The sequence below is a fragment of the Actinomycetospora callitridis genome (assembly GCF_028737265.1).
Classification (GTDB): Bacteria; Actinomycetota; Actinomycetes; order Mycobacteriales; family Pseudonocardiaceae; genus Actinomycetospora; species Actinomycetospora callitridis.
Genome location: NZ_JAQZAK010000004.1, coordinates 290,992 through 313,183, shown reverse-complemented (window position 1 = coordinate 313,183; position 22,192 = coordinate 290,992). Strand labels below are relative to the sequence as shown.

The 22,192-nt window shown below is 74.0% G+C and carries 23 protein-coding genes; 14 read left to right on the top strand and 9 right to left on the bottom strand.

The window, feature by feature from the left end; all coding sequences use genetic code 11:
- Positions 1–8: 8 nt before the first annotated feature.
- Positions 9–1,541, bottom strand: coding sequence for a class I SAM-dependent methyltransferase (locus tag PH191_RS15985; protein WP_274195611.1), 1,533 nt, complete (start codon positions 1,539–1,541; stop codon positions 9–11).
- A gap of 199 nt (positions 1,542–1,740) precedes the next feature.
- Between PH191_RS15985 and PH191_RS15980 the strand changes: the two genes are divergently transcribed.
- The 4 genes from PH191_RS15980 to PH191_RS15965 all read left to right on the top strand — a co-directional run bounded on the left by PH191_RS15980 (position 1,741) and on the right by PH191_RS15965 (position 5,608).
- A complete protein-coding gene (locus PH191_RS15980; RefSeq protein WP_274195610.1) occupies positions 1,741–2,703 on the top strand; it encodes a cyclase family protein in 963 nt (320 codons plus the stop codon).
- Positions 2,703–4,367 (top strand): class I adenylate-forming enzyme family protein, encoded by a 1,665-nt coding sequence (locus PH191_RS15975; protein WP_274195609.1) that lies wholly within the window; start codon positions 2,703–2,705, stop codon positions 4,365–4,367. The genes PH191_RS15980 and PH191_RS15975 overlap by 1 nt, the downstream gene beginning before the upstream one ends.
- Before the next feature lie 165 nt (positions 4,368–4,532).
- Positions 4,533–5,060 carry a DUF305 domain-containing protein gene (locus PH191_RS15970; protein ID WP_274195608.1) on the top strand — a complete coding sequence of 176 codons (528 nt, stop codon included), beginning with the start codon at positions 4,533–4,535 and terminating at the stop codon, positions 5,058–5,060.
- Entirely contained in the window at positions 5,057–5,608 is a 552-nt protein-coding gene (locus PH191_RS15965) for an HAD family hydrolase (protein ID WP_274195607.1), read from the top strand. Before PH191_RS15970 ends, PH191_RS15965 begins: the two co-directional genes overlap by 4 nt.
- Before the next feature lie 65 nt (positions 5,609–5,673).
- On the opposite strand, the gene PH191_RS15960 is transcribed toward PH191_RS15965, so the two are convergent.
- Positions 5,674–6,564: an isocitrate lyase/PEP mutase family protein gene (locus PH191_RS15960; RefSeq protein WP_274195606.1), complete on the bottom strand. Its 891-nt coding sequence runs from the start codon at positions 6,562–6,564 to the stop codon at positions 5,674–5,676.
- Between the two features lie 100 nt (positions 6,565–6,664).
- Between PH191_RS15960 and PH191_RS15955 the strand changes: the two genes are divergently transcribed.
- The 3 genes from PH191_RS15955 to PH191_RS15945 all read left to right on the top strand — a co-directional run bounded on the left by PH191_RS15955 (position 6,665) and on the right by PH191_RS15945 (position 8,474).
- The gene (locus tag PH191_RS15955) at positions 6,665–7,327 is read left to right on the top strand and encodes a GntR family transcriptional regulator (protein ID WP_274195605.1); all 663 of its coding nucleotides are present in this window, start codon (positions 6,665–6,667) and stop codon (positions 7,325–7,327) included.
- A complete protein-coding gene (locus PH191_RS15950; RefSeq protein WP_274195604.1) occupies positions 7,324–7,938 on the top strand; it encodes an isochorismatase family protein in 615 nt (204 codons plus the stop codon). Before PH191_RS15955 ends, PH191_RS15950 begins: the two co-directional genes overlap by 4 nt.
- A gap of 182 nt (positions 7,939–8,120) precedes the next feature.
- On the top strand, positions 8,121–8,474 hold the full coding sequence (locus PH191_RS15945; RefSeq protein ID WP_274195603.1) for a hypothetical protein: 354 nt from the start codon (positions 8,121–8,123) through the stop codon (positions 8,472–8,474).
- Here PH191_RS15945 and PH191_RS15940 read toward each other — a convergent pair.
- Entirely contained in the window at positions 8,434–9,333 is a 900-nt protein-coding gene (locus tag PH191_RS15940) for an oxygenase MpaB family protein (protein ID WP_274195602.1), read from the bottom strand. The genes PH191_RS15945 and PH191_RS15940 overlap by 41 nt on opposite strands.
- Positions 9,334–9,422: 89 nt before the next feature.
- On the opposite strand from PH191_RS15940, the gene PH191_RS15935 reads away from it, so the two are divergent.
- Positions 9,423–9,998, top strand: a complete 576-nt coding sequence (locus tag PH191_RS15935; RefSeq protein WP_274195601.1) for a TetR/AcrR family transcriptional regulator — start codon at positions 9,423–9,425, stop codon at positions 9,996–9,998.
- Here the strand turns inward: PH191_RS15935 and PH191_RS15930 are convergent.
- Together PH191_RS15930 and PH191_RS15925 are read right to left on the bottom strand one after the other, a co-directional pair.
- Positions 9,943–10,422, bottom strand: coding sequence for a protein-tyrosine phosphatase family protein (locus PH191_RS15930; protein ID WP_274195600.1), 480 nt, complete (start codon positions 10,420–10,422; stop codon positions 9,943–9,945). The genes PH191_RS15935 and PH191_RS15930 overlap by 56 nt on opposite strands.
- 102 nt (positions 10,423–10,524) lie before the next feature.
- A complete protein-coding gene (locus PH191_RS15925; protein ID WP_274195599.1) occupies positions 10,525–11,412 on the bottom strand; it encodes a LysR family transcriptional regulator in 888 nt (295 codons plus the stop codon).
- A gap of 57 nt (positions 11,413–11,469) precedes the next feature.
- Between PH191_RS15925 and PH191_RS15920 the strand changes: the two genes are divergently transcribed.
- From PH191_RS15920 to PH191_RS15900, 5 genes are all read left to right on the top strand, one after another.
- Positions 11,470–11,892, top strand: coding sequence for a Rieske (2Fe-2S) protein (locus tag PH191_RS15920; protein WP_274195598.1), 423 nt, complete (start codon positions 11,470–11,472; stop codon positions 11,890–11,892).
- Positions 11,879–12,172, top strand: coding sequence for a hypothetical protein (locus PH191_RS15915; protein ID WP_274195597.1), 294 nt, complete (start codon positions 11,879–11,881; stop codon positions 12,170–12,172). Before PH191_RS15920 ends, PH191_RS15915 begins: the two co-directional genes overlap by 14 nt.
- A complete protein-coding gene (locus tag PH191_RS15910; protein ID WP_274195596.1) occupies positions 12,169–13,377 on the top strand; it encodes an amidohydrolase family protein in 1,209 nt (402 codons plus the stop codon). The genes PH191_RS15915 and PH191_RS15910 overlap by 4 nt, the downstream gene beginning before the upstream one ends.
- 168 nt (positions 13,378–13,545) lie before the next feature.
- Positions 13,546–14,436, top strand: coding sequence for a siderophore-interacting protein (locus PH191_RS15905; protein WP_274195595.1), 891 nt, complete (start codon positions 13,546–13,548; stop codon positions 14,434–14,436).
- 79 nt (positions 14,437–14,515) lie between these two features.
- Positions 14,516–16,192 (top strand): serine/threonine-protein kinase, encoded by a 1,677-nt coding sequence (locus tag PH191_RS15900; protein ID WP_274195594.1) that lies wholly within the window; start codon positions 14,516–14,518, stop codon positions 16,190–16,192.
- Here PH191_RS15900 and PH191_RS15895 read toward each other — a convergent pair.
- Positions 16,189–16,311 (bottom strand): hypothetical protein, encoded by a 123-nt coding sequence (locus tag PH191_RS15895; protein WP_274195593.1) that lies wholly within the window; start codon positions 16,309–16,311, stop codon positions 16,189–16,191. The two genes, PH191_RS15900 and PH191_RS15895, sit on opposite strands and share 4 nt — an antisense overlap.
- Before the next feature lie 151 nt (positions 16,312–16,462).
- Positions 16,463–17,590, bottom strand: a complete 1,128-nt coding sequence (locus tag PH191_RS15890) for a response regulator transcription factor (protein WP_274195592.1) — start codon at positions 17,588–17,590, stop codon at positions 16,463–16,465.
- 256 nt (positions 17,591–17,846) lie between these two features.
- On the opposite strand from PH191_RS15890, the gene PH191_RS15885 reads away from it, so the two are divergent.
- The gene (locus PH191_RS15885) at positions 17,847–19,481 is read left to right on the top strand and encodes an FAD-binding protein (RefSeq protein WP_337994065.1); all 1,635 of its coding nucleotides are present in this window, start codon (positions 17,847–17,849) and stop codon (positions 19,479–19,481) included.
- A gap of 43 nt (positions 19,482–19,524) precedes the next feature.
- On the opposite strand, the gene PH191_RS15880 is transcribed toward PH191_RS15885, so the two are convergent.
- Positions 19,525–21,075 carry an IucA/IucC family protein gene (locus PH191_RS15880; RefSeq protein WP_274195590.1) on the bottom strand — a complete coding sequence of 517 codons (1,551 nt, stop codon included), beginning with the start codon at positions 21,073–21,075 and terminating at the stop codon, positions 19,525–19,527.
- Positions 21,072–22,154: a 2,3-diaminopropionate biosynthesis protein SbnA gene (gene sbnA, locus PH191_RS15875; RefSeq protein WP_274195589.1), complete on the bottom strand. Its 1,083-nt coding sequence runs from the start codon at positions 22,152–22,154 to the stop codon at positions 21,072–21,074. Before sbnA ends, PH191_RS15880 begins: the two co-directional genes overlap by 4 nt.
- Between the last annotated feature and the right edge of the window lie 38 nt (positions 22,155–22,192).

The window sequence follows — 22,192 nt, the reverse complement described above, 5'->3', positions numbered from 1 at the left end:
GCTGACGATCACTGCACCCGATCGGAACACCGCCGATGGCGCAGTCGCCGAACGGCACCGCGCAGGAGGCCGCGGGCGACCGAGCCGACCGCACCCGGCGCGCCGGGCGGACGGGCGTAGCGCGGCGGCATGCCGAGCACCACCCACCGGCGCAGCAGGCGCGGGGTCTCCGGGACGGGGCGCCCGGCCGCGACCTCCTCGAACGCGTCGGGATCGAGGCGCTCGCCCGCGGAGGTGTAGGTGCGCATGACCGCGTTCTCGAAGGCGTACCAGGCCGAGGGGTAGTCGAAGACGAGGTGCACCGCCTCGTCGTCCCTGTCGTCCCCGTCGATCCGGTCCACGCGGAAGATCGGGTTGACCCGCAGCGACCCGGCGCCGTGCGGCGTGCCGGCGATCTCGTCGGTGTCGGCGAAGACCCGCTCGTCGCGCGAGCTGACGAGGTAGAGCCACTTCTGCTCGGCGAGCCCGGCGGTGTCGCGCTCCCGGGTCAGGTCCAGCCCGCGCCCGGCGCGGTAGGCCCCGATCAGCTCGTCCTCGGACGTCAGGCGCACGGGGGCGTCGCCGACGAGGTCGGCGTAGCCCTCGGGGGAGCGCTCGAAGGTGCTGTCGAACGGCTCGAGGAACCGGTTGCCGAGCCGGTCGAGGATGATCGTGTCGTCGGCGGCGACCCGGCGCATCTCGTCCGCGGCCCCCTGCTGGGCGTCGAAGAGGTGGAAGGCGTCGGAGCACAGGGACGCCGCGAAGGCGTCGTCGGCGAAGGGCAGGGCGTCGACGCGGTCGGCGCACACGAACCGCTGGTCGGGGGCGACGTAGCGGCGCCCGACCCAGAGCTGGAAGAAGTTGCGGTCGACCCCGACCGTCTCGACGGCCTCGTCGCGGGCGCCCAGGTGGTACATGAGGTGCCCGAAGCCGCAGGCGAGGTCGAGCACGGGGCCGCGGCCGACCGGCAGGTGGCGGGCCATCTCGATCGAGGCGACGTAGCGCGGCTGGCCGAAGCGTGCGAAGAAGTACGGGAAGATGTCCCCGGCGATCTGCTCGGAGGAGCGCGCGTAGCAGAGCTCCATCCAGTCCTGGGCCGTCAGCGCCTCGACGTCGGCCAGCATCTCCGCCACCTCGCCGCGGCGGGCCTCGCGGGCCAGGCGCGGCCACGGACCGCGCGTGAACGGCAGGCGCAGGCCCCGGCGCCGGGCTAGGCCGAACGGCACGGCCGGCGGGAACGTCAGCATCTCGACCAGCGCCTCGAGGCCGCGGTCGGCCTCCAGCATCGCCACGAGCGTGTCGTGGTCGGGGCCCTCGATCTCGGTGCGTCCGGTGACGTGGTCCTGCACGTCGATCGGCCCGCGCCGCAGGATCGGGATCGAGTCGAGCACGGGGTCGGTGTGGCAGTCGCAGCGCAGGACCCCGAACCACCCGCCGGGCAGGGGCTGGGTGGGGGTGGGGGCGAAGGTCGGGGTGGCCCGGCAGTCCGGGCAGCGCAGCGGGCACGGGCCGTGTCCGGCGGCGGTGGCGGTCTCCTCCGGCAGCAGCAGAGAGTTCGTCATCGGTCCCCCAGGTGGTGCGTCACAGCAACCTCGTCGAAGCGCCGCGGACCGTACGAGCCGATCACGGACGGGGGACCCGCCCGGCCCCTCGTCGATCTCGACGGCCGATGTGCTGGCCCCTTGTCCCGGCCTCGGGCGAGGGGGCACGGTGGTCCGGATCACCCGCGTGGTGACCGCGTTCTCGAAGAGGAGAAGACACATGGCCGACGTCCCGTCGATGCGGGAACTGCTGGGCGACGACCCCCCTCAGAACTGGGGGAAATGGGGTTCCGACGACGAGGTCGGCTCGCTGAACTACCTCGACCCCGCCCAGGTGCTCCGGGGCGTGGCGAGCGTGCGCGACGGCCAGGTCTTCACGCTCCAGTGCCCGATGGGCCACCCGCACGGCGATCCCGTCTTCCCGGGCCGCGAGGGCATCAAGCGCGAGATGGTGTGGGACCAGGAGCTCTTCGAGTCGGGCAACGGCCCGAGCTTCCCGGGCGGCATCCGCGCGACCGACGACAAGGCGGAGATCTTCCTCCAGGGGTCGTCGCAGTACGACGCGCTCGGCCACGCCTGGTACGACGACACGCTCTGGAACGGGCGCTCGGCCGACACCACCAACGGCGGCGGCATGAGCTGGGCGTCGATCCTGCCGATCGCGGAGCGGGGCGTCGCCGGGCGCGGCGTGCTGATCGACATGGCGCGCCACCGCGGCAAGGACTGGCTGGACAAGGGCGAGACGTTCACCCACACCGACCTCGAGGACGCGGCCGCGACGCAGGGCACGACGATCGAGGACCGCGACATCCTGCTCGTGCGCACGGGTTTCCTGAAGTACTTCTACGCGACGCCGGCCGAGGAGTTCTACGAAGGCTTCATCGAGCCGGGGCTGACCTACTCGCGCGAGCTCGTGGAGTGGTTCCAGAACAAGGAGATCCCGAACCTCGTCACCGACACCATCGCCAACGAGGTGACCGCGAACCCCGAGACCGGGGTGCTGCTGCCGCTGCACGCATCGCTGCTGCGCAACCTCGGGGTCAGCCTCGCCGAGATCATCTGGCTGGACGACCTCGCCGACGCCTGCGCCGCCGACGGGCGCTGGGACTTCCTCTACACCGCGGCCCCGCTGAAGATCCACGAGGCGACCGGCTCCCCGGTCAACCCGGTGGTGATCCGCTGATGGGGATCTACGATGAACGGCCCTGGCTGCCGCGCTACCGGGACGACTACCCGCACGACGTCGAGCCGGAGTACCCCAACGCGCTGGCGATGTTCTCGGCGTCGCTCGAGCGCTCCCCGGACACCGAGATCGTCCGGTACTTCGACGGCACGCTGACCCTGCGCGAGCTCGACCGACTCTCCGACCAGTTCGCGGTGGCGCTCGCCGACCGCGGCTTCGAGAAGGGCCACCGCCTCGCGACCTACCTGCAGAACATCCCGCAGGTGCTGATCGCGGTCATCGGGACGTGGAAGGCCGGCGGCATCGTCGTCTCCATCAACCCGATGAGCCGGACCCGCGAGCTGACGACGCTGCTCGGCGACTGCGAGGCCACCGCGCTGCTGGCCGAGGAGGACCTCTTCGGCCAGGTCGCCGCCGAGGTCGTCCCGACGATCCCGTCGCTGCGCATCGCGTGGACGACCTCGCCGCTGGAGTACCAGACGCGCCACGACCCCCGGCTGTTCGCGTCGGTCGAACGGGTGCGCCACGAGGGCACCGAGGACCTCACCGAGGTGCTCGCCGCCGTCGGCGACCGGAAGCCCGAGCCGGTGGAGCTCGGCCTCGACGACGTCGCCTTCCTCGGCTACACGTCGGGGACGACCGGCCCGCCCAAGGGCGCGATGAACACCCACCGCAACGTGGTGTTCAACGCGCGCACCTACCGCGACTGGATCCAGCTGGGCCCCGAGGACTCCGTGCTCGGCGTCGCCCCGCTGTTCCACATCACGGGCGTCATCGGGCACCTCGCGATCGCCCTGCTCGTCCCGATCCCGCTCGTGCTCGCCTACCGCTTCGAGCCCCAGGTGGTGCTCGACGCGATCCGTGAGCACCGGCCGACCTTCTCGATCGGCTCGATCACCGTGTTCATCGCGCTGATGAACGCCCCGGGCGCGCAGCGCGACGACCTCGCCTCGATGACCCGGCTCTACTCCGGGGGCGCGCCGATCCCGCCGTCGACGATCAAGGCGTTCTCCGACCAGTTCGGGCTCTACATCCACAACTTCTACGGGCTCACCGAGACGAGCTCGCCCTCGCACGGCGTGCCGCGCGAGGCCGACGCACCGGTCGACACGGCGTCGGGCGCGCTCTCGGTCGGTGTGCCGGTGTTCTCCACCGTCGTGCGCATCGTGCGCGACGACGGCACGGACGCCGACGTCGGCGAGGTGGGCGAGATCGTCACCCGCGGGCCGCAGGTGGTGCCGGGCTACTGGAACAAGCCCGAGGAGACCCAGAACGCCCTGCGGGCCCCCGACGGCTCGGTCGAGCTCAAGACCGGCGACGTGGGCTACATGGACGACCAGGGCTGGTTCTACGTCGTCGACCGCAAGAAGGACCAGATCAACGCCGGTGGCTACAAGGTCTGGCCCCGCGAGGTCGAGGACGTGCTCTACGAGCACCCCGCGGTCCGCGAGGCGGCCGTCGTCGGCGTGCCCGACGAGTACCGCGGCGAGACGGTGAAGGCGTTCGTCTCGGTGCGCCCGGGGCAGGAGGTCGACCCGGACGAGCTCATCGCGTTCTGCAAGGAGCGGATGTCGGCGTACAAGTACCCGCGCCAGGTCGAGCTGATGGACGAGATCCCCAAGACCGTCACCGGCAAGCTGCTGCGGCGCGCGCTGCGGTCCTGAGGTTCGGTCCTGACGTTCGGTCCTGAGGTTCTGTTCCTGACGTTCTGTCCTGACGTTCCGGAGCGAACGGGTATCTCGCTGCTTCTAGGCGCACGAACTCCCCGTTCGCTCCGGCACCGGGCCCCGCACGGCGGCGTCACGCGGAGTCGGCGACGATCGCTCGCGATGCTCCGTGTGCTCGCCGCCGTGCTGCTCGCCCTCGTCACCGTGGCGGGGTGTGCCGACGAGCCCGTGACCGCGCCCGCCCCGAGCCCCGACGCGGCGTTCCTCTCCGGGATGATCCCGCACCACGAGCAGGCCCTCGAGCTCTCGGCGATGGTCGGGGGACGGGGCGGCTCCCCGGGGCTCGAGGCGATGGCGCTGCGCATCGACCGCGAGCAGGTCGAGGAGATCGGCCAGATGCAGGGGCTGATGCGCGCCCGGGGGCTCGCGCCGGTGGCGGCCGGGATGATGCACGGGATGGCCGACCCGGCGACGCTCGCGACGTTGCGGTCGTGGCAGGGGCCGGCCTTCGAGCGTCTATGGCTCGACACCATGATCAGCCACCACGACGGCGCGCTGATGATGGCCCGCGACTACCTCGCCACCGGCACCGACGACACGCTGCGCCGGTACGCGCAGGTCGTGGTGACCACGCAGTCCGGTGAGATCGAGGCGATGCGCGCGATGAGGACTAGCATCGCCGGGCCATGAGCCCTCCGCCGTCGCGGCCCGCGGTGCCGATGCTCTTCGTCGAGGTCGAGGGCGTGCTGCGCAAGACGCCCGAGGACCTGGGCCGGCCGTGGAAGGGCCCCTTCGACATCGAGGTCTTCCCCGACGCCGTCGAGCGCCTGCGGCTGTGGAAGGGCGCGGGCGGCCGGATCGTCGGGTTCAGCCACCAGGGCGGGGTCGCGCTCGGCGAGACCGACGAGCAGACCGCGGTGCGCACGCTCTGGACGGTGCGCGAGCGCGTCGCGAACCTCCTCGACCACGTCGTGCTCTGCACCCACCACCCGGACGCGACGATGCCGGACCAGGCGCGCTGCTGGTGCCGTCCACCGAAGCCCGGGATGCTCATCGCGGGGCAGCACGAGGTCGCGCTGCGCCAGCAGGAGCACTACCCGATCTGGATGGCGCTGCTGGTCGCGCGCTCGCCCGCGGCCCTGCAGGCCGCCGCGGACCTCGACCTCGACCACATCGAGGGCGACGTCTGGCGTCGCGACGGGGGCGCGCCGACCCCCGGAGTGGCGACCGAAGCGTGAGCGAGGGTCACCCTCGCTGCATCCCACGCAGCCGGGGCGTCCCTCGCTCCACCACGCCGGCGCGCTCAGCTCGAGAAGCGCGTCTCCATCTCCCGGATCTCGGCGAGGCCCTCGCGGTCGGCGAAGCCGTCGAGCCCGCCGATCTCGTCGAGCACCCCCGCTGGCGTGCCGTCGGCGCGCAGCCGCGCGAGCACCGAGCGCATCGCGGTGTCCGCCGCGAGCAGGGTCGAGACGGGGAACAGGACGAGCGCGAAGCCCATCTCGGTCAGCCGCTCCAGCGACAGCGGCGGCGTGCGCCCGCCCTCGGCCCAGTTGAAGACGAGCTGGTGGCCGGCGAGCTCCGTCGCGACCTTCTCGATGTCCTGCTCCGAGGTCGGGGCCTCGACGAAGAGCACGTCGGCGCCGGCGTCGGCGAAGCGGCGGGCACGGTCGATGGCGGCGTCGAGGCCCTCGACGGCGGCGACGTCGGTGCGCGCGATGATCACGAGGTCCGGGTCGGTGCGCGCCGCGACCGCCGCCCGGATCTTCGCCTCCATGTCCTCGCAGGGCACGACGACCTTGCCCGCGAGGTGCCCGCACCGCTTGGGCATCACCTGGTCCTCGAGGTGCAGGCCCGCGACGCCCGCCTGCTCGTACTCGCGGACCGTGCGGACGACGTTGATCGGGTTGCCGTAGCCGGTGTCGGCGTCCGCCACCAGCGGCACGTCGACCGCACCGGCGAGGCGGCGGGCGTTGTCGACCATCTCGGCCTGCCCGAGCAGCCCGACGTCGGGCCGGCCGAGCAGCGAGGCGGTGGTGCCGAAGCCCGTCATGTAGACGACGTCGAAGCCGGCCTGCTCGACCAGGCGCGCCGAGTGGGCGTCGAAGGCGCCGGGGGCGAGGACGGGGCGGCCGGAGCCGAGCAGCTCCCGCAGGCGGGCGCGGCGGTTCCCGGGGTGGCTGAGCAGATCTCCCACGGCACGGCTCCTTGTGCACAACGACGGACGGGGCGTGGCGATCGTGCCTTGTCGCGGGCGGCCGCGCACCCTACGTTGCGTACAACCTGAGGGGAGGGTCATGGCGACGACGGTCGAACGAGGAGCGGGGCGCGCGTCCGAACGTGCGCTGGCCGACCTGCGCGAGGCGATCCTCACCGGCGACCTCGCGGCTGGCGCCCACCTCGGCGAGGTCGAGCTCGCCGAGCGCCTGGGCCTCTCGCGCACCCCGGTGCGGGAGGCGCTGACCCGGCTCGCCGCCGAGGGCCTCGTCGAGACGACGGCGCACCGCGGGGCCCGGGTGACGTCGTTCTCGCGCGACGACCTCGACGCCATCTTCGACGTCCGGCGTGCCCTCGAGTCGCGCGCGACCGCCCGCGCCGCGGACCACGCCACGGCCGACGACCTCGACGAGCTCGCCGCGCTGGCCGACCGCATGCTCGAGATCGGCGCCCCGGGCCCCGACCAGGACCTCGACGCGCTCGTCGGGCTCAACCGGGGGTTCCACGCGCGCCTGCTCGACCTCGCGCAGGCGCCCGCGCTGGCCGCCGCACTCGCCGGCGTCGTGCACACGCCGGTGGTGACGCGGACCTTCCACGCCTACGACCCGGCCTCGCTCGCGCGGAGCCTCGCGCACCACGTCGAGATCGTCGCGGCCCTGCGCGCCGGCGACGGCGACTGGGCGGCCGCGGTGATGGCGAGCCACATCGGCAACGCCCGCGCGGTGATGGTGGGATCGCGGTGAGCAACCCGCACGGGTCGAGCTTCGCCGGCCGCGTCGGCTGGGGCGCCCGCCCCGCGGTGGTCGTCGTCGACCTCGTCCGCGCCTACACCGAGCCCGACGGCCCGTTCTGGCTCGACGAACCCTCGGTGGTCGACGGCTGCGCGGAGCTGGTCGACGCCGCCCGGGCCGGCGGCCACCCGGTGCTCTGGACGATCGTGCGGTTCGCCGCGGACATGGGCGACGCGGGCTTCTTCGCCGCGAAGGTGCCCGCGCTCGCGTGCTTCGCCGACGGCGCGCCCGGCGGGTGGGGCGAGCTCGCCCTCGCGGCCGGGCCGGGGGAGCCCGTCGTCGCCAAGCAGCACGCCTCGTCGTTCGCGGGCACGTCGCTGGCCGCGACCCTGCGCGCCCGTGGCGTCGACACCGTCGTCGTGGCCGGGGTGTCGACGTCGGGCTGCGTGCGCGCCACGGCCACCGACGCGTCGGCCGCGGGCTTCCGCCCGATCGTCGTCGCCGGCGCCTGCGCCGACCGGAGCGCGGCGCTCCACGAGCAGAACCTCGCCGATCTCGACGCCAAGTACGCCGACGTGATCGACCTGGCCGACGCCCGAGCCCACCTGCACGGCGCGACGTGATCACGTTTTCCCGGCGCTGCGTGCCGAGGTGTGCCGCGGTGTCCTGAGGTGTCCCCGCGGGTGCGGTTCGTCGTGCTCGACGTCGGGGGCCGGGAGGTGTATTCCGGACCCCGACGACCCGGTCCGTCGGACCCGACCGGGCCGCCCTTGCCGCCCGAGTCCGTGCGAGGAGCGTGATCGCCGTGAGCGAGCGTCCCCTGTCCGATCGTCGTCCCCACGAGCACGATGTCCTGGCCTGGGAGGTCCGGGGGTGGGCCGAGCCGCTGGGGCGCCGGCGCGACGTCGAGGGCTGGCACAGCCTCGCCTGGAGCGCGACGCACGACGACGCCGTGGTCGTCGCGGAGGCCCTGACGACGGCGCACGCCTACGAGTTCGCCGAGGTCTGGGGGCCGGCCGAGACGCCGGCGGCCGGCCGCACGCGCACGTGCGAGCGCTTCCCGGTGCCCGACGGCGACGAGCGCCGCGAGATGTGGCTGCGCGCGGCGGCCGAGCACTTCACCGACGGGATGGACCTGCCGCGGCGGACGACGGTCTGACCGTCTCGGCGAACGTGCCCAGGCGGGCGAGGTCGAAGCCGTCCGGGTAGGAGCGCACCTCCGGTAGGTCGTCGACGGTGATCGGGGTCGGGCGCGGGGACATGCGGCGCTCGACCGCGGCCCGCAGCCGCATGCCGGCCCGGGTCGCGGCGCGCTCCGCCCGCGTCGGCACCGGGTAGTGCAGCGCGCGCAGCAGGTGCGGGTCCATGAGGCACGTGGTCGAGCGGCGGACGAGGGCGGCGGGCAGCACCGAGAAGGGGGGAAACGTCGCGAGCAGGGCGAGCGTCGCGTCGGCCACCTCCCGCCCGCCGGTGGTGTGGGCGAAGCGCTCGGCCTCGACGCCGTCCATGAGCGCGGCGAAGCCCTCCTCGTCCTCGGGCATGTCGCGGATGCCCATGCGACGGCCCAGCGCGCGGTAGTGGGTCACGGTGGCCTGGCGCTCGTGCGGGTGCAGGCGCCGCCAGCCGAACTCGTCGAGCCAGCGCAGCGGGGTGACGACGAAGGTCGACAGCACGTAGAGCATGTCGTCGTTGCCGATCCCGTAGCGGCGGTGCATCTGGTTCATGCGCCGGATCGCGGTGCGGGAGTCCGGGTCGTCGAAGCCGCGGTCGACGGTGGCGCCGAGCAGCAGCACCGTGTCGTCGTAGCGCTTCTGCGTGTGCGCGGTGAACTCGCCGGTGCGCGCCAGGAGCTCGCCCACCGACGGCACCGCGTAGGTGCGGAACAGCGCGAGCCCGAGCGCCTGCCGCACGTCCCACGGGAACTCGATCGCCGCGGTGATCTTGTGGATCTCCTCGGCCTCGGTGGGGTGCGCGGGGTCGAGGGCGGCGATGCGGCGCAGCCAGGCGAAGCGGTCCACGGCGCGTCTCCCCGAAACGTAAGAGCGATTATCTTCGGCTGCCCGAGAACATAGAAGCTGCTACGTTCCCGCGGCAAGGGGGTGGGGACGTGACGGTGACCAACCGCGACGGCTTCTTCGCCGCGGCCATGGCGCTGCTGGCGCGCGACGGCCGCTCGGGCCTGCGGCTCGCCACGCTGTGCCGCGACGTGGGGGTGACCAGCGGATCCTTCTACCACCACTTCGGCGGCTGGGACGGCTTCGTCGACGCGCTGCTCGAGCACTGGGAGACCGTCGACACCCGGCGTCTCGCCGAGCTGGCCGCGCGCGAGCCCGACCCCGAGGGGCGCCTCGACGTCCTCAAGCACCTCGCGCTGACGTTCCCGCACGAGGCCGAGACCGCGATCCGGGCCTGGGCGCACGGCGACGAGCGGGTGGCCGTCGTGCAGGCGCGCGTCGACGAGCAGCGCCGCCGCGTCGTCGCCGAGGCGCTGGTCGGGGCCGGGGTCGACGCCGAGCGCGCCGACCGGCTCGCCGACCTCACCCTCGCCGTGCTCATCGGCCACCAGCAGCGCCTCGGCCCCACCGACGTCGGCGAGCTCCTGGCGCTGTTCGACGAGCTCGGCGCCCTCAGCCCGACGAGCGCGGCTCCCATCGCGGGTCGTGGAGCAGCTCCACGAAGTTGACGTTGTTCAGCGCGCCCGTGCGGGCCTCGCGGACCAGGGCGATGGCCTCGTCGACGTCGTGGCCGCCGCGGATGAGCGCGGCGGCGGAGAGCAGGCCGGAGCGGTTGATGCCGGCCGCGCAGTGGATCAGGACGCGCTTGCCGTCGGCGCGCAGGTCGTCGACGAGGTCGGCGAGGCTGCGCAGCGTGGTGAAGGACGGCGCGGGCCCGTCCTCGATCAGCCAGTGCACGTAGAACTCGACGTCCTCGAGCGGTGGCGCACTGCCGTGCAGGTCGAAGACGGCGTCCCAGTGCTCGCCGGGCTCGGGGCTGCCCGACTGCCAGATGCCCGGCACGATCTCGTGCGGCGGCCAGGGCGGCGGCTCGTCGGTCAGGTCGTCACGCAGGTGTGCCGGGATGTAGTCGTCGTCCCGCAGCTCCGTCACCGGTGGCCCTCCAGCCTCGTCGCACGCCGTGCGCTTCGCCCTGCTGCTCCACACTGCCCGTTCCACGCTGTCTGTTCCGCCGCGAGGGGCGCTCCGAAACCCTCATCTCGATCGGGCCGCGTCCGCGAACGCCCGGGCGGTCGCGGTCGGGGCCACGCGTCCGGACCACCCCATCACGATCGGCAGCGGCGCGGGGTCCTCGGCGATCGGGACGGCGGCCACCTCGTCGCGACCGCCCGGCTCGGGCTGGGCCAGCACCGTGAACCCCAGCCCCTGCCCGACGAGCGCCCGGGCCGTCTCGGCGTTGACCGTGCGGTAGCGGATGCGCGGCGACAGTCCCGCCGCCAGGCACACCCCGAGCGCGTGCTCGGAGCTCGGCGGCAGGTCGAGCAGCACCATCGGCTCGTCGACGAGGTCGGCGAGGGCGACGGGCGCGGACCCGTGCACCAGCCGATGGTCCCGCGGGAGCACGAGGTGGGGCGTGTTCGACGACAGGGGCGTGAGCTCGAGGACGGGATCGAGCCGGTGGTCGTAGAGCACGGCGACGTCGAGCTCGCCGTCGAGCAGGCCCCGCTGCAGGACGTCCTGCGACCCCTCGACGAACTCGACGCGCGCCCGTGGGTGGCGCGCGGTGAACCGCCCGATCGTCGCCGGGAGCAGCCCCGGGGCGAGCGTCGTGTAGCAGCCGACGCGCACGGTGCCGGCCACCTCGCGCGGATCGCCGCCCGCGGCGTCGGCGAGCTCGTCGGCCTCGCGCAGCAGGCGCCGCGCCCGTCGCAGCGTCTCCTGGCCGGCCGGGGTGAGGCGGATGCCGTGGGCGCGCCGACGCACGGTGAGCTGGGCGTCGAGGGCCCGCTCGAGCTCGTCGAGGGCGAGTGAGAGCGCCGAGGCGGAGACGTGCAGCGTCGCCGACGCCCCGGCCAGCGTCCCCGCCTCGGCCACCGCGACGAAGTACGCGAGCTGCCGGAGCGAATACGCAGGATTACTCATGTATCAGCCCACATACCTGAACTTTACAAGGGATGTGGCGCGGCGCACCGTAGTGCCATGACCACCACGCTCGACGGCTCGGCGGCCGGCGCGGCCCCGCCGGCCCGCACCTACGACGTCGGGGCCTCCGACGAGGTCGCCGAGCGCGGCCGTCTCGTCGTCACGCTCGGCGGGGGATCCGACGCGGTCACCGTCGGCGTCTTCCGCTTCGGCGGCCGGCTCTACGCCTACGAGAACCGCTGCGCCCACCAGGGCGGGCCCGCCTGTCAGGGACGCATCGTCTCCCGGGTGCGCGAACGGCTCGACGACCAGCAGCGCAGCCTCGGCACCGTCTTCGACGAGACGACGATGCACATCGTCTGCCCCTGGCACGGCTTCGAGTACGACGTGACCACCGGGCGCCATCCCGGCCGGCCGGACTTCGCGCTGCGCGCGGTGTCGGTCGACGAGGAGGGCGGGCGGATCCGTGTCACCGTCTGAGCGGGCCACCCGCATCGCGACCCTCGTCGACGAGCTCGGCGCGGAGGTCGACGCCGGGCTCGGCGACGGGGCGATCGCCGCGCTGGACCCCGACGCCGCCCGGCGCCTGTTCGCGGTCGCGGGGCGGCTCTACGTCGTCGCCGCCGAGGAGGGCGCGCACCCGCCGACCGGGACCGACCTGACGCCCACCGAGTCCGTCGTGCTCGCCACCGCGGCGCTGCGGGCGCACGACCTCAACCCCTTCGACCTCGCCCTGTGGTTCTCGAGGAGCACGTCATGACCATCGACGACGATGTCCGTCGCCTGCCCACGCAGGAGATCACCACCCACACCGACAGCCGCGAGATCCTCGCGAACGCCGCCCGCGACACCGAGCGCTACGCGCTCGACGAGTACTTCATCGTCGACGTCGACTCCCACCACGTGGAGCTCGACTCGTGGCCGGAGATCCTGAAGTACCTCGACAGCCCCGTCCTGCGCGACACGGCCGAGCAGATGATGAAGAACTGGCCGAACGCATCGCGGCTGGCCCTCCACAACCACTCGCCGGGCCTGACCATGCAGGACGTCTCCGGACGCATTCCGCACCAGGCCGCGCTGGGCGAGGAGACCCCCGGCACCGACAACGGCGCGCACCGCGACGTGACCCTGGTGCGCCGGGCGATGGACGCGATGTCGATCGACGTCCAGATCGTGTTCCCGCAGCCGATGCTCGAGACCGGCCTGCACCCCCAGCCGCAGATCGCCACCGCGCTGCTGCAGGCCTACAACCGCTGGTTCACCGCGGAGGTCCTCCCGCGCGAGCCCCGCATCAAGACCATGCTCGGCCTCCCGTTCGAGGACCCCGACGCGTGCCTGGCCACGGTCGAGGAGTTCGCCGACCACCCGGGCGTCATCGGCTTCCTCGTCACGAGCCAGCGCCACGCGGGCGTGCACCGCAACGCCTACATGCCGCTGTACCGGATGCTCGAGGAGCGCGGCCTGCCGATCGGCTTCCACGCCGGGCCCAACCAGGCCGACTCGATGACGTCGACGATGAACAAGTTCCTCTCGGCGCACGCCATGAGCTTCGTGACCTGCAACATGACCCACATGACCAACTGGGTCATCAACGGGATCCCCGAGCGGTTCCCGGGACTCAAGACCATCTGGATCGAGAGCGGCCTCGCGTGGGTGCCGTTCATGATGCAGCGGCTCGACCACGAGTACTACATGCGCCAGTCCGACGCCCCGCTGCTGACGAAGCCGCCGTCGCACTACATGCGCGAGATGTTCTACACCTCGCAGCCGATGGAGTGGACCGACGACGCCCTGCTCGAGTCGACGCTGCGGGCCATCGATGCGCCGAACTCGCTGATGTACTCCTCGGACTGGCCGCACTGGGACTTCGACGTGCCCGGCCGCATCGCGTCCCTGCCGTTCCTCGACGACCACGCCAAGCGGAACATCCTCGGCGAGACGGCCCGCAAGGTGTTCGGGCTGTAGCACGCGGCGCGTGCAAGCCCTGCGTCCTCGCTTGCACTCAACGCCAGGATTTCCGCATCGATCACGTGACCGGACCCGCCCGGCGCGGCAGATCTCTCGCTCGGCGCCCCGATCGCGGCGCGGGGTGGCACGCGCGGATGAAGTGAGGCTAGCCTTCCTCGCATTCGGGTGAGGGAGGGGAAGCACGTGGCGCGGATGTCGGTGCTGCCGCTGCTGGAGGTCGTCGCGTCCGAACGCCTCACTCCGCGCATGCAGCGCGTCACGCTCGGTGGCCCGGGGAGCCCCGCCCTGCGCGCGCTCGACGCCGTCCCGCCCGCCGCGCACGTGCGCCTGCTGTTCGCCGAGCCCGGCGCGCCGGTGGTCCTGCCGACCCCCGGGCCGCACGGCCTGAGCTGGCCCGACGACCGCGACCGTCCCTACGCGCGCAGCATGACCGTGCGCTCCCTCGACGGCGTCCGCGGCGAGATGACGATCGACATCGCCCTGCACGGCGACTCCGCCGCCGGCCGCTGGGCCACCGCCGCCCGCCCTGGCGACCCCGCCGGCATCGTCGGACCCGGTGGCGGGTGGGCCCCGCCCGCCGACGCCACGGAGGTCCTGCTGGCGGGCGACGAGGCGGCCCTGCCCGCGATCGCCGCCCTGCTCGAGTGGCTGCCGAAGCACGCCCTGGTGCACACCGCGATCGAGGTGGAGGACGCCCTCGACGAGCAGGAGCTCGCCCGCCCGGTGCGCTGGGTGCACCGCGCGCGGGGCGAGACGCTCGTCGACGTCGTGCGCGCCCGGCCCGTCCCGGAGGGCGCCGCCGCGTGGGTCGCGGGGGAGGGGCACGTCGTCAAGGCCATCCGCGAGACCCTGCGCCTCGGCCGGGGCCTGGGACGCAGCCACTGCCACGCCATCCGCTACTGGACGCAGGGCCGCTCCCACGAGGACTCCGAGAAGACCTTCGGCGCCGCCCGCGCGGAGGCCGCGCGCCGGGGCATCGAGCTCGTCACCACCCAGGACGTCCACGAGATGAGCTACGAGCTCATGACGGGTGGTTTCCGGCTCCCGGTGGTCTGAACCGACGTCCCCCACATGATCCCCGCCCGTCTCGGGCAGACTCCCCGCACCGACGGTGGACCGAGGCGAGGGGTGGCGGGTGGCGGACGAGGGCGAGGTGATCGCCGAGCGCTACCGCGTCCGCACGCGCGTCGGGCAGGGCGCCATGGGCGTCGTGTGGCGGGCCGAGGACGAGCGCCTGCAGCGGGAGGTCGCCCTCAAACAGGTGTCACTGCCCGCGGGTGCCGACGACGAGGCCCGCGACCAGGCCCATCGCCGGGTGTTCCGCGAGGCACGGATGATCGCCCGCCTGCACCACCCGCACGCGATCGCGGTCTACGACGTCGTCGAGCACGACGGGCAGCCGTGGCTGGTCATGGAGTACCTGCCCTCGCGCAGCCTCGCCGAGGCGATCGTCGCCGACGGGCCGCTCGACCCCGAGCGCGTCGCGCACATCGGGCGCCAGGTGGCCGACGCGCTGGCCGCCGCCCACGAGGCCGGGATGGTGCACCGCGACATCAAGCCCGGCAACGTCCTGCTCGGCGACGACGGTCTGGCCAAGGTCACCGACTTCGGCATCGCCCGCGCCGTCGACGACGTCACCATCACCTCGACCGGGATGATGGCGGGCACCCCGGCCTACCTCGCCCCCGAGGTGGCGCGGGGCGGGACGGCCGACTTCCGCTCGGACGTCTACTCGCTGGGCTCGACGCTCTACACCGCACTCGAGGGCGTGCCGCCCTTCGGCACGGGCGACAACCCCCTCGCCGTCCTGCACCGCGTCGCCTCAGGCGAGTACGCCCCGCCGTCCCCGCGGGGCCCGATCACCCCGCTGATCGAGCACCTGCTGCAGCCCGACCCCGCGAGCCGCCCGGGCATGCAGCGGGTGCGCGGCGACCTCGCCCGTCTCGTCGCCGCCGAGGCCGGCACCGAGGAGGGGCCCATGACGCCGTTCTTCGTGCGTCCCGAGGCTCCGATCAGCTCAGGGCCGGGGCCAGCACCAGGACAGGGCCCGGGACCGGGCTCCGGGCCGCCCACGCCCCCGCCCGTCCCGCCCGCACCGTCCACGGGGCCCCAGCCGTCCGGCCCCGGTGGGCGTGCGACGGCCGGGGTGGTTCCCGACAGGGTCGTGGCGACCCAGCCCGCCGACGTCCCGCCCCTGACGCGGCCGGCGACGACGGCACCGGTGTCCGCGCCGGACCGCGACGACGCCATCCCGGACGACGCCACCCCGGAGGACGGAGCTCGCCGACGTCGCTGGCCGTGGATCGCCGCGGTGGCGGCCGTCGTCGCGGTGGTCGTCGCCGTCGTGCTCGCCGCCCTGCTCGGGACCCCGGGCAGCAGGCCGGGGGCCTCGGTCCCCGGGAGCACCGCGTCGCCCGAGGCCGGCGGCGCGAGCGCGACGACGTCGCAGGCGGAGGCGGGGGCGGGGGCGGGGAGCGAGGGCGCGCTCGCCGGCGGTCCGGACGACCAGGCCCGCCAGCAGGCAATCATCGACTACTACGGCCTGCTGCCGAACCAGCTCGACGAGGGCTGGCAGCGCCTGACGCCCTCGTTCCGGTCCTCGACCGCGGGCGGGATCGAGAACTACCGCAGCTTCTGGGCGACGATCCAGCAGGTCACCGTGCGCGGGGTCTCGCCCGCCGGCGGCGACGAGGTCGACGCCACCGTCACCTACCGCTACGCCGACGGCCGCGAGGTCGACGAGCGCACGGTGTTCCGGCTGGCCTTCGTCGACGGCATCTGGAAGATCGACGGGCAGCGGCAGGCCAACTAGCGCGTCGGGAAGGCCCCGCCGTCGTCGCCGGACTTCTTCGCCTTCTTGATCGCCCGCTTCTCCTTGAGGCTCTTGTCGGACTTCTTGGAGGAGGACTGGCGAGGGGACTTGTCGGACATCGGGCGCTCCCGGCGGTTCGGATCACGGTGGATCGGATCCGAGGGGGTTCACGCGCCGATCGTCGTTCCCGGATGCGACTTCCGGCGCTGCGCACCGGGTGGTCGGCCCGAATCTACCGCGCGGGCGTCCTCCGGGACAGGAACGCCGGGATCAGCCCGCGAACCATCCCGAGGGGGCGAGCGCGCCGCCCTCGACCAGCCGCGGGACGTAGTGGTCGGTGTAGATGCGCGCGATGAGCTCGCGCCTGCTGCGGACGCCGACCTTCGCGAAGATCTTCTTGAGGTGGTCCTGGACGGTGTAGGCCGACAGGTGCAGCCGCTGCGCGACGTCGGCGGTGTCGACGCCCGCGAGGACGAGGCCGACGACGTCGCGCTCGCGGTCGGTCAGGCCGTAGGACGCGACGATCAGGGGGATCACCTCGGGCGGGCGGGCGTCCTCGAGGGTGACGACGACGTCGGTGCCCCGATCGCCCCGTCCCACCAGCGGTGAGGCGTGCGCGACCACCCAGCGCCCGGACCGCGACCGCAGGCGCGCCCGCGGCGGCGGCGCCGACGGGTCGAGCGCGCGCCGCCGGGCGGCGCCGACGATGGCGTACACGATCTGCGGCAGCGGCGCCTCGCCGAGCGTCCCGCCGCCCAGCTCGCAGATCCGGGCCTCGGCGCCGGCGTTCGCCGACACGACCTCGTCGTCGGCACCGACCACGAGCACCGCCGGGCCGTCACCGTCCCCGGCCGCCGCCAGGTCGACCGCGCCGGCGACGAGCCCGGCCCGCAGCCCCCGGGCGAACCCGCCGGCCACGGAGCTGACGAACTCCTGCTCGGCCGGGGTGAAGGTGCGCCCGCCCTGGTGGAAGAGCGCGATCCCGCCCCACGTCGCACCGTCGGCGGACAGGCCGGCGCGCAGCTCGTCGGAGTAGTCCCAGAGCGGCGAGAACATCTCCGCCCAGCGTCGCGAGCGCGCGGGGTCGCCCCCGGTCTCGGTGCCGAGCGCCGTCACGGCGCCGGGACGCCGGGCCACCACCCGGAAGTCGTAGACGTCGTCGACCTCGTACTCGTAGTACGACCACTGCAGGTCGTGGTCGTCGTCGACATCGCCCCACTTGACCGTCGCGGTGACGAGCTCGGTGGCGGGGTCGAGCGTCGCGAGGCACGCCGCGGAGAACGGGAGCGCCCGCCGCAGCGTCTCGATCGCGGCCGTGCCGAAGGTCGTCCAGTCCAGGCCCGCCGCGGCCAGCCCGTCGATCTGATCGCGCACCTGCTCGGCGCTCTTCACAGCCACGTCACCCAGAGTAGTACCGACTGGGCCGGATGAGGTATCCCAGATTCCTGGGAGGCAGGACACCAGGAGCCTGGGATGGGCGGGTGCGCACCGACGGCGCACGCTCCTGCTCATGCCGAACCCGCAGCTCCTCGCCACGCAGAGGATCAACCCGACGACCTGGAACGCGCCCTTCCGCTACGACCAGGCACAACTCCGTCCGGCACCGCAGTAGTTACTCATCGTTGCCGGTCAAGGGTCGGTCGACGCGGACGGGGTGGTCCTGCACGAGGGCGACATGACGTCGCAGATGGCGCTCGCGATGGGAGGAGTCGAGGACCTCCTCGCCGCCGGCGGCATGGACCTGCGCGACGTCAGCCGCCTCGTCGTCTACGTCACCGACGTCGACGCCGCCCTCGCGGCCTACGGCGCGATCACCGAGCGGCTCGAGGCCCTCGACGCCACCCCGCCCACGACCCTCGTCGAGGTCACGCGCCTCGCCCTGCCGGCATGGCCGTCGAGATCGACGCCACCGCCGGCCGCTGACCCCTCCCCAGCCACCCCGGAAGGACCTCCCGTGACCACCTCCACCGCCCCCGCCGCCCTGCTCCCCGGTGATCCCGCCTTCGCCGCCGCCGTCGCCCCGTTCGTCACGACCCTGACCCCACGCCCCGACCTGGTCGTGGCGGCCCGCAGTCCGGGCGACGTCGTCGACGCGGTCCGGTGGGCGGGCGCCGAGGGTCGTCCCGTGACGGTGCAGGCCACCGGCCACCAGCTGCTCTCCGACCTCGCCGGCTCGATGCTGGTCTCGACGCGCCACCTCGACACCGTCCGCGTCGACCCGGAGGCGCACACGGCCGTCGTCGGCGGCGGGGCCCACTGGCACCAGGTGATCGCGGCCTCCGCCCCGCACGGCCTCGCCCCGATCTGCGGCTCGTCGTCGAGGGTCGGCGTCGTCGGCTTCAGCCTCGGCGGCGGGCACGGCCCGCTGTCGCGGGCGTTCGGGACGGGCGCCGACCAGGTCCGCCGCGTCCGCCTCGTCACCGCCGACGGCGTCGAGCGCGACGTCGACACCGACCGCGAGCCCGAGCTGTTCGCGGCGCTGTGCGGCGGCAAGACCGGCTTCGGGGTCGTCACCCAGATCGAGATCGCGCTGCACCCCGTGGCGCGCCTCTACGGCGGCGGGATCTTCTTCCCCGGCGCGGCGTCCCCCGAGCTGCTGCACGCCTGGCGCGAGTGGGTCGCGACGCTGCCGGCCGACACCTCGAGCTCGATCGCGCTGCTGCGCCTGCCCCCGGACCCGGCGCTGCCGCCGCCGCTGCAGGGGCAGTTCGTGGTGCACCTGCGCTTCGCGCACCTGGGGTCGGCCGAGGAGGGCGCCGCGCTGCTGGCGCCGATGCGCGCGGTCGCGGAGCCGATCGCCGACATGGTCGACGAGATGCCGTTCGCGGCGATCGACGCGATCCACGCCGACCCCACCGACCCGATGCCGATCTGGGACGAGTCGGCGACGCTCTCGGCGCTGCCCGCCGAGGCCGTCGACGCGCTGCTCGCCGTCGCGGGGCCGGGGGTCGAGACACCGCTGGTCATGGCCGAGCTGCGCCAGCTCGGCGGGGCGATCGCGCGCGGTCCGGAGCGGGCGTTCGACGCCGTCGCCGGCCGGGACGCGGCGTTCAATCTCTACGCGCTCGCGCCGATGGTCCCCCCGCTCGCCGGGATCGCCCCGGCCGCGGCCCGCGGGGTGGTCGACGCGCTGCGGCCCTGGGCGATCGGGGGGCTGCCGAACTTCCAGGGCCCCGCGTCCGGCGGGCGGCTCGGGGCGCTGTGGGACGAGGAGACCCTCGCCCGCCTCACCGCCGTCCGTGAGCAGTACGACCCGACCGCCATGTTCCGCACGATCGGCCTGCGCTGACCCACCCGTGAGCGAAGTTCCCGGCTATGGCCGGGAACTTCGCTCACGTACATAGGGGGTTCGGGACGCGGGCGAGGCCGGCGGGCATGCTCGTGCCGGTCGAGGGCCCGCTCTCGAGCAGCGGGCGCAGCACCGTGCGGTAGGGCCAGGTGTCGGCGTCCAGCAGGACCGCCTGCAGGGTGCCCCGGACCTCCGGGTCGGCGGTCCGCGCGACGGCGCCCTCGACGGCGCGCCGGATCGTGGCCCACCACCGCGGCTCCGGGGTGCCCGTGTGCCGGACGAGCGCGTCGACCGCCCCGCCCAGCCCCACCTCGACGCACAGCGTCGCGAAGAAGCCGATCAGCTCCGAGGGGGTGTCGAGCACCAGCGACTGGGTGCCGCCGGGCGTGAACCGGTAGCCCGGCCCGGGCACCGTCAGCCAGTCGGGGTGGACGCGGACGGCGTCGTGGTCGCGCAGAACCAGGCTCGTCGAGCGGGCGTCCAGGTCCAGCAGCACGTTCTGCCCGTGCATCTCGGGCAGCACGCCGTGGCGCAGGAACCCGATCCCGACGTCGGTGACGGTGTCCACGACCGCCCCGAACACCGCCTCCGGGTCGCCGAGCGCCGCCAGCGGCCCGTCCCAGGCGGGCGCGGCCAGAGCACCCAGCGGCACCCGGTACGAACCGGCCGGGGGCGGCAGCACGCGCAGCGCCGCAGCGAGGTGCCCGGGGCGGTCGTCGAACTCGTCGGAGCCGTCCGGACGGGCGAAGCCGGCCCAGGCGGTCTCGTCGGCCACGGTGACGCGCGCGGCGAGGTCGGGGTCCGCGGCGAGCACGTCGCGCAGCACCCGCTCGCCGCGCTGCGCGAAGTCCAGCGAGCGGGCCCCGAGCAGGCGGGTCGAGCCCAGCGTCGTCACCCCGAGCGGCAGCTTGAGGTGCCGGCCGCCGCCGAGGTCGAGCGTCCGCAGCGACGACGTCACCCGTCCGTCGCCGATCCCGCGGTCCAGCGGGACGACGATCCCGTCGGCGATCTCGGCGGCGAACGCGACCGGCAGCACGTGCCCGCGGTCGAAGGGGTGCACGGGGAGGACCCGGTAGCCGTCGGGGGCGTCCAGCAGGCCCGGGAAGCCGCTGGCCCCGAGCCGCAGGTGGTCGGACCGGACCGCGACCGCGTCGACGGCGACGGTGCGCCCCGGCCCCCAGCGCGCGAGGTCGTCGGCACCCCACCCGGACACCGCCCGCGCCGTGGGGTGGAAGGGCCGTCCGCGCACCGCGGCGAGCACCTCGCCCACGTTCTCGGTGAGGTCCCCCGACGGCGGGTCGAGGGCGTGGCCGACGGCCGTGTCGAGGTCCCGCGCCACCGCGTCGACGTACGGGGCGTCGGGGGCGAGGAGCCGCAGGACCGCGGACGGTGTCGTGACGGGGACGCCGTCGACCAGCACCGTGCCGTCGACGGACCGCGTGGCCTGCAGGACCCCGCCCGGCCGGGCCGGCCAGCTGAGCTCCCGGCCGTCGGGGAGCGTCACACGCACCCGCCCGGCCACCAGCGGGGCGGACACGAGGCCCTCGGCGACCGCCGCGTCGAGCAGATCGCGCATCACGAGGCGCTCGCTCACCGCGACAGCGCCACCCGCCTCGCCCGCGCCCGGTCGAGCCAGGCGTCGTCGTAGACGCGGTCCAGGTACCGGTCGCCGCGGTCGGGGAAGATCGCGACGATGCGCGCGGGCGGCACGACGTCGTCGAGCAGGCGCGCCACCGCGGTGACGACGGCGCCGGTCGACCCCCCGGCGAAGATCGCCTCGGTGGCCAGCAGCTCGCGGCACGCCTCGGCCGCGGTGGCGTCGTCGACGTGCTCGACGCGGTCGATCTCGTCGGGGGAGTGCAGCTCGGGCACGCGGCTGGACCCGAGGCCCGGCAGCTCCCGGTACCCGCCCCGTCCACCGAAGATCACCGAGCCGACGGCGTCGGCGGCGACCACCTGCAGCGGGTCGCACGCCTCCCGCAGCCGGCGCGCGCAGCCCAGCAGGCTGCCCGTGGTCGACACCGCCCCGACGAGGTGGGTCGGCGGGACGAGGAGCTGGTCGACCAGCTCGGCGCCGGTGCCGTGGTAGTGCGCGAGCCAGTTCCGCTCGTTGGCGTACTGGTTGATCCACACCGTGTCGGCGGTGGTCGCGAGGATCTCGTGCACCCGCGCCAGGCGCGTGTGCAGGTACCCGCCGGCCTCGTCGGGCTTGTCGACGACCTCGACATCCGCGCCGAGCCCTCGCATGATCGTCACGTTGGCGGCGCTGGCGTTGCGGTCGACGACGCAGGTGAACGACAGGCCGTGCAGCTGCGCGGCCATCGCGACGGCGACGCCGAAGTTGCCCGAGCTCGACTCGACCAGCCGGCTGCCGGGCGGGATCGACCCGTCGGCCAGTCCGCTCGCGACGATGTAGCGGGCGGAGCGGTCCTTCATGCTCCCGCCCGGGTTCATCAGCTCGAGCTTGGCGAGGACCTGCACCCCCGGCCGGGCGAACAGCCGTCCCAGCTCCACCAACGGCGTCGCCCCGACCGTGTCGAGCACCGAGCCGTGCACGGCCTCGGGGCCCGGATCGAGGAGACCCGGATCGCGGGGACCCGCATCGAGGTGCCCCGCATCGAGCCAGGCCAGGTCACCGGCGGGGCCCGGTCGGGGCCCACGGGCGAGGGTCACTCACACCTCCGTCGCGACGTGTCCGGACCGGAGCGGGA

Coding starts and splice junctions, on each gene's coding strand:
- PH191_RS15970 (WP_274195608.1), top strand. CDS start 4,533: ATGCTCCGTGTGCTCGCCGCCGTGCTGCTCGCCCTCGTCACCGTGGCG.
- PH191_RS15985 (WP_274195611.1), bottom strand. CDS start 1,541: ATGACGAACTCTCTGCTGCTGCCGGAGGAGACCGCCACCGCCGCCGGA.
- PH191_RS15955 (WP_274195605.1), top strand. CDS start 6,665: ATGGCGACGACGGTCGAACGAGGAGCGGGGCGCGCGTCCGAACGTGCG.
- PH191_RS15965 (WP_274195607.1), top strand. CDS start 5,057: ATGAGCCCTCCGCCGTCGCGGCCCGCGGTGCCGATGCTCTTCGTCGAG.
- PH191_RS15925 (WP_274195599.1), bottom strand. CDS start 11,412: ATGAGTAATCCTGCGTATTCGCTCCGGCAGCTCGCGTACTTCGTCGCG.
- PH191_RS15975 (WP_274195609.1), top strand. CDS start 2,703: ATGGGGATCTACGATGAACGGCCCTGGCTGCCGCGCTACCGGGACGAC.
- PH191_RS15895 (WP_274195593.1), bottom strand. CDS start 16,311: ATGTCCGACAAGTCCCCTCGCCAGTCCTCCTCCAAGAAGTCCGACAAG.
- PH191_RS15920 (WP_274195598.1), top strand. CDS start 11,470: ATGACCACCACGCTCGACGGCTCGGCGGCCGGCGCGGCCCCGCCGGCC.
- PH191_RS15910 (WP_274195596.1), top strand. CDS start 12,169: ATGACCATCGACGACGATGTCCGTCGCCTGCCCACGCAGGAGATCACC.
- PH191_RS15980 (WP_274195610.1), top strand. CDS start 1,741: ATGGCCGACGTCCCGTCGATGCGGGAACTGCTGGGCGACGACCCCCCT.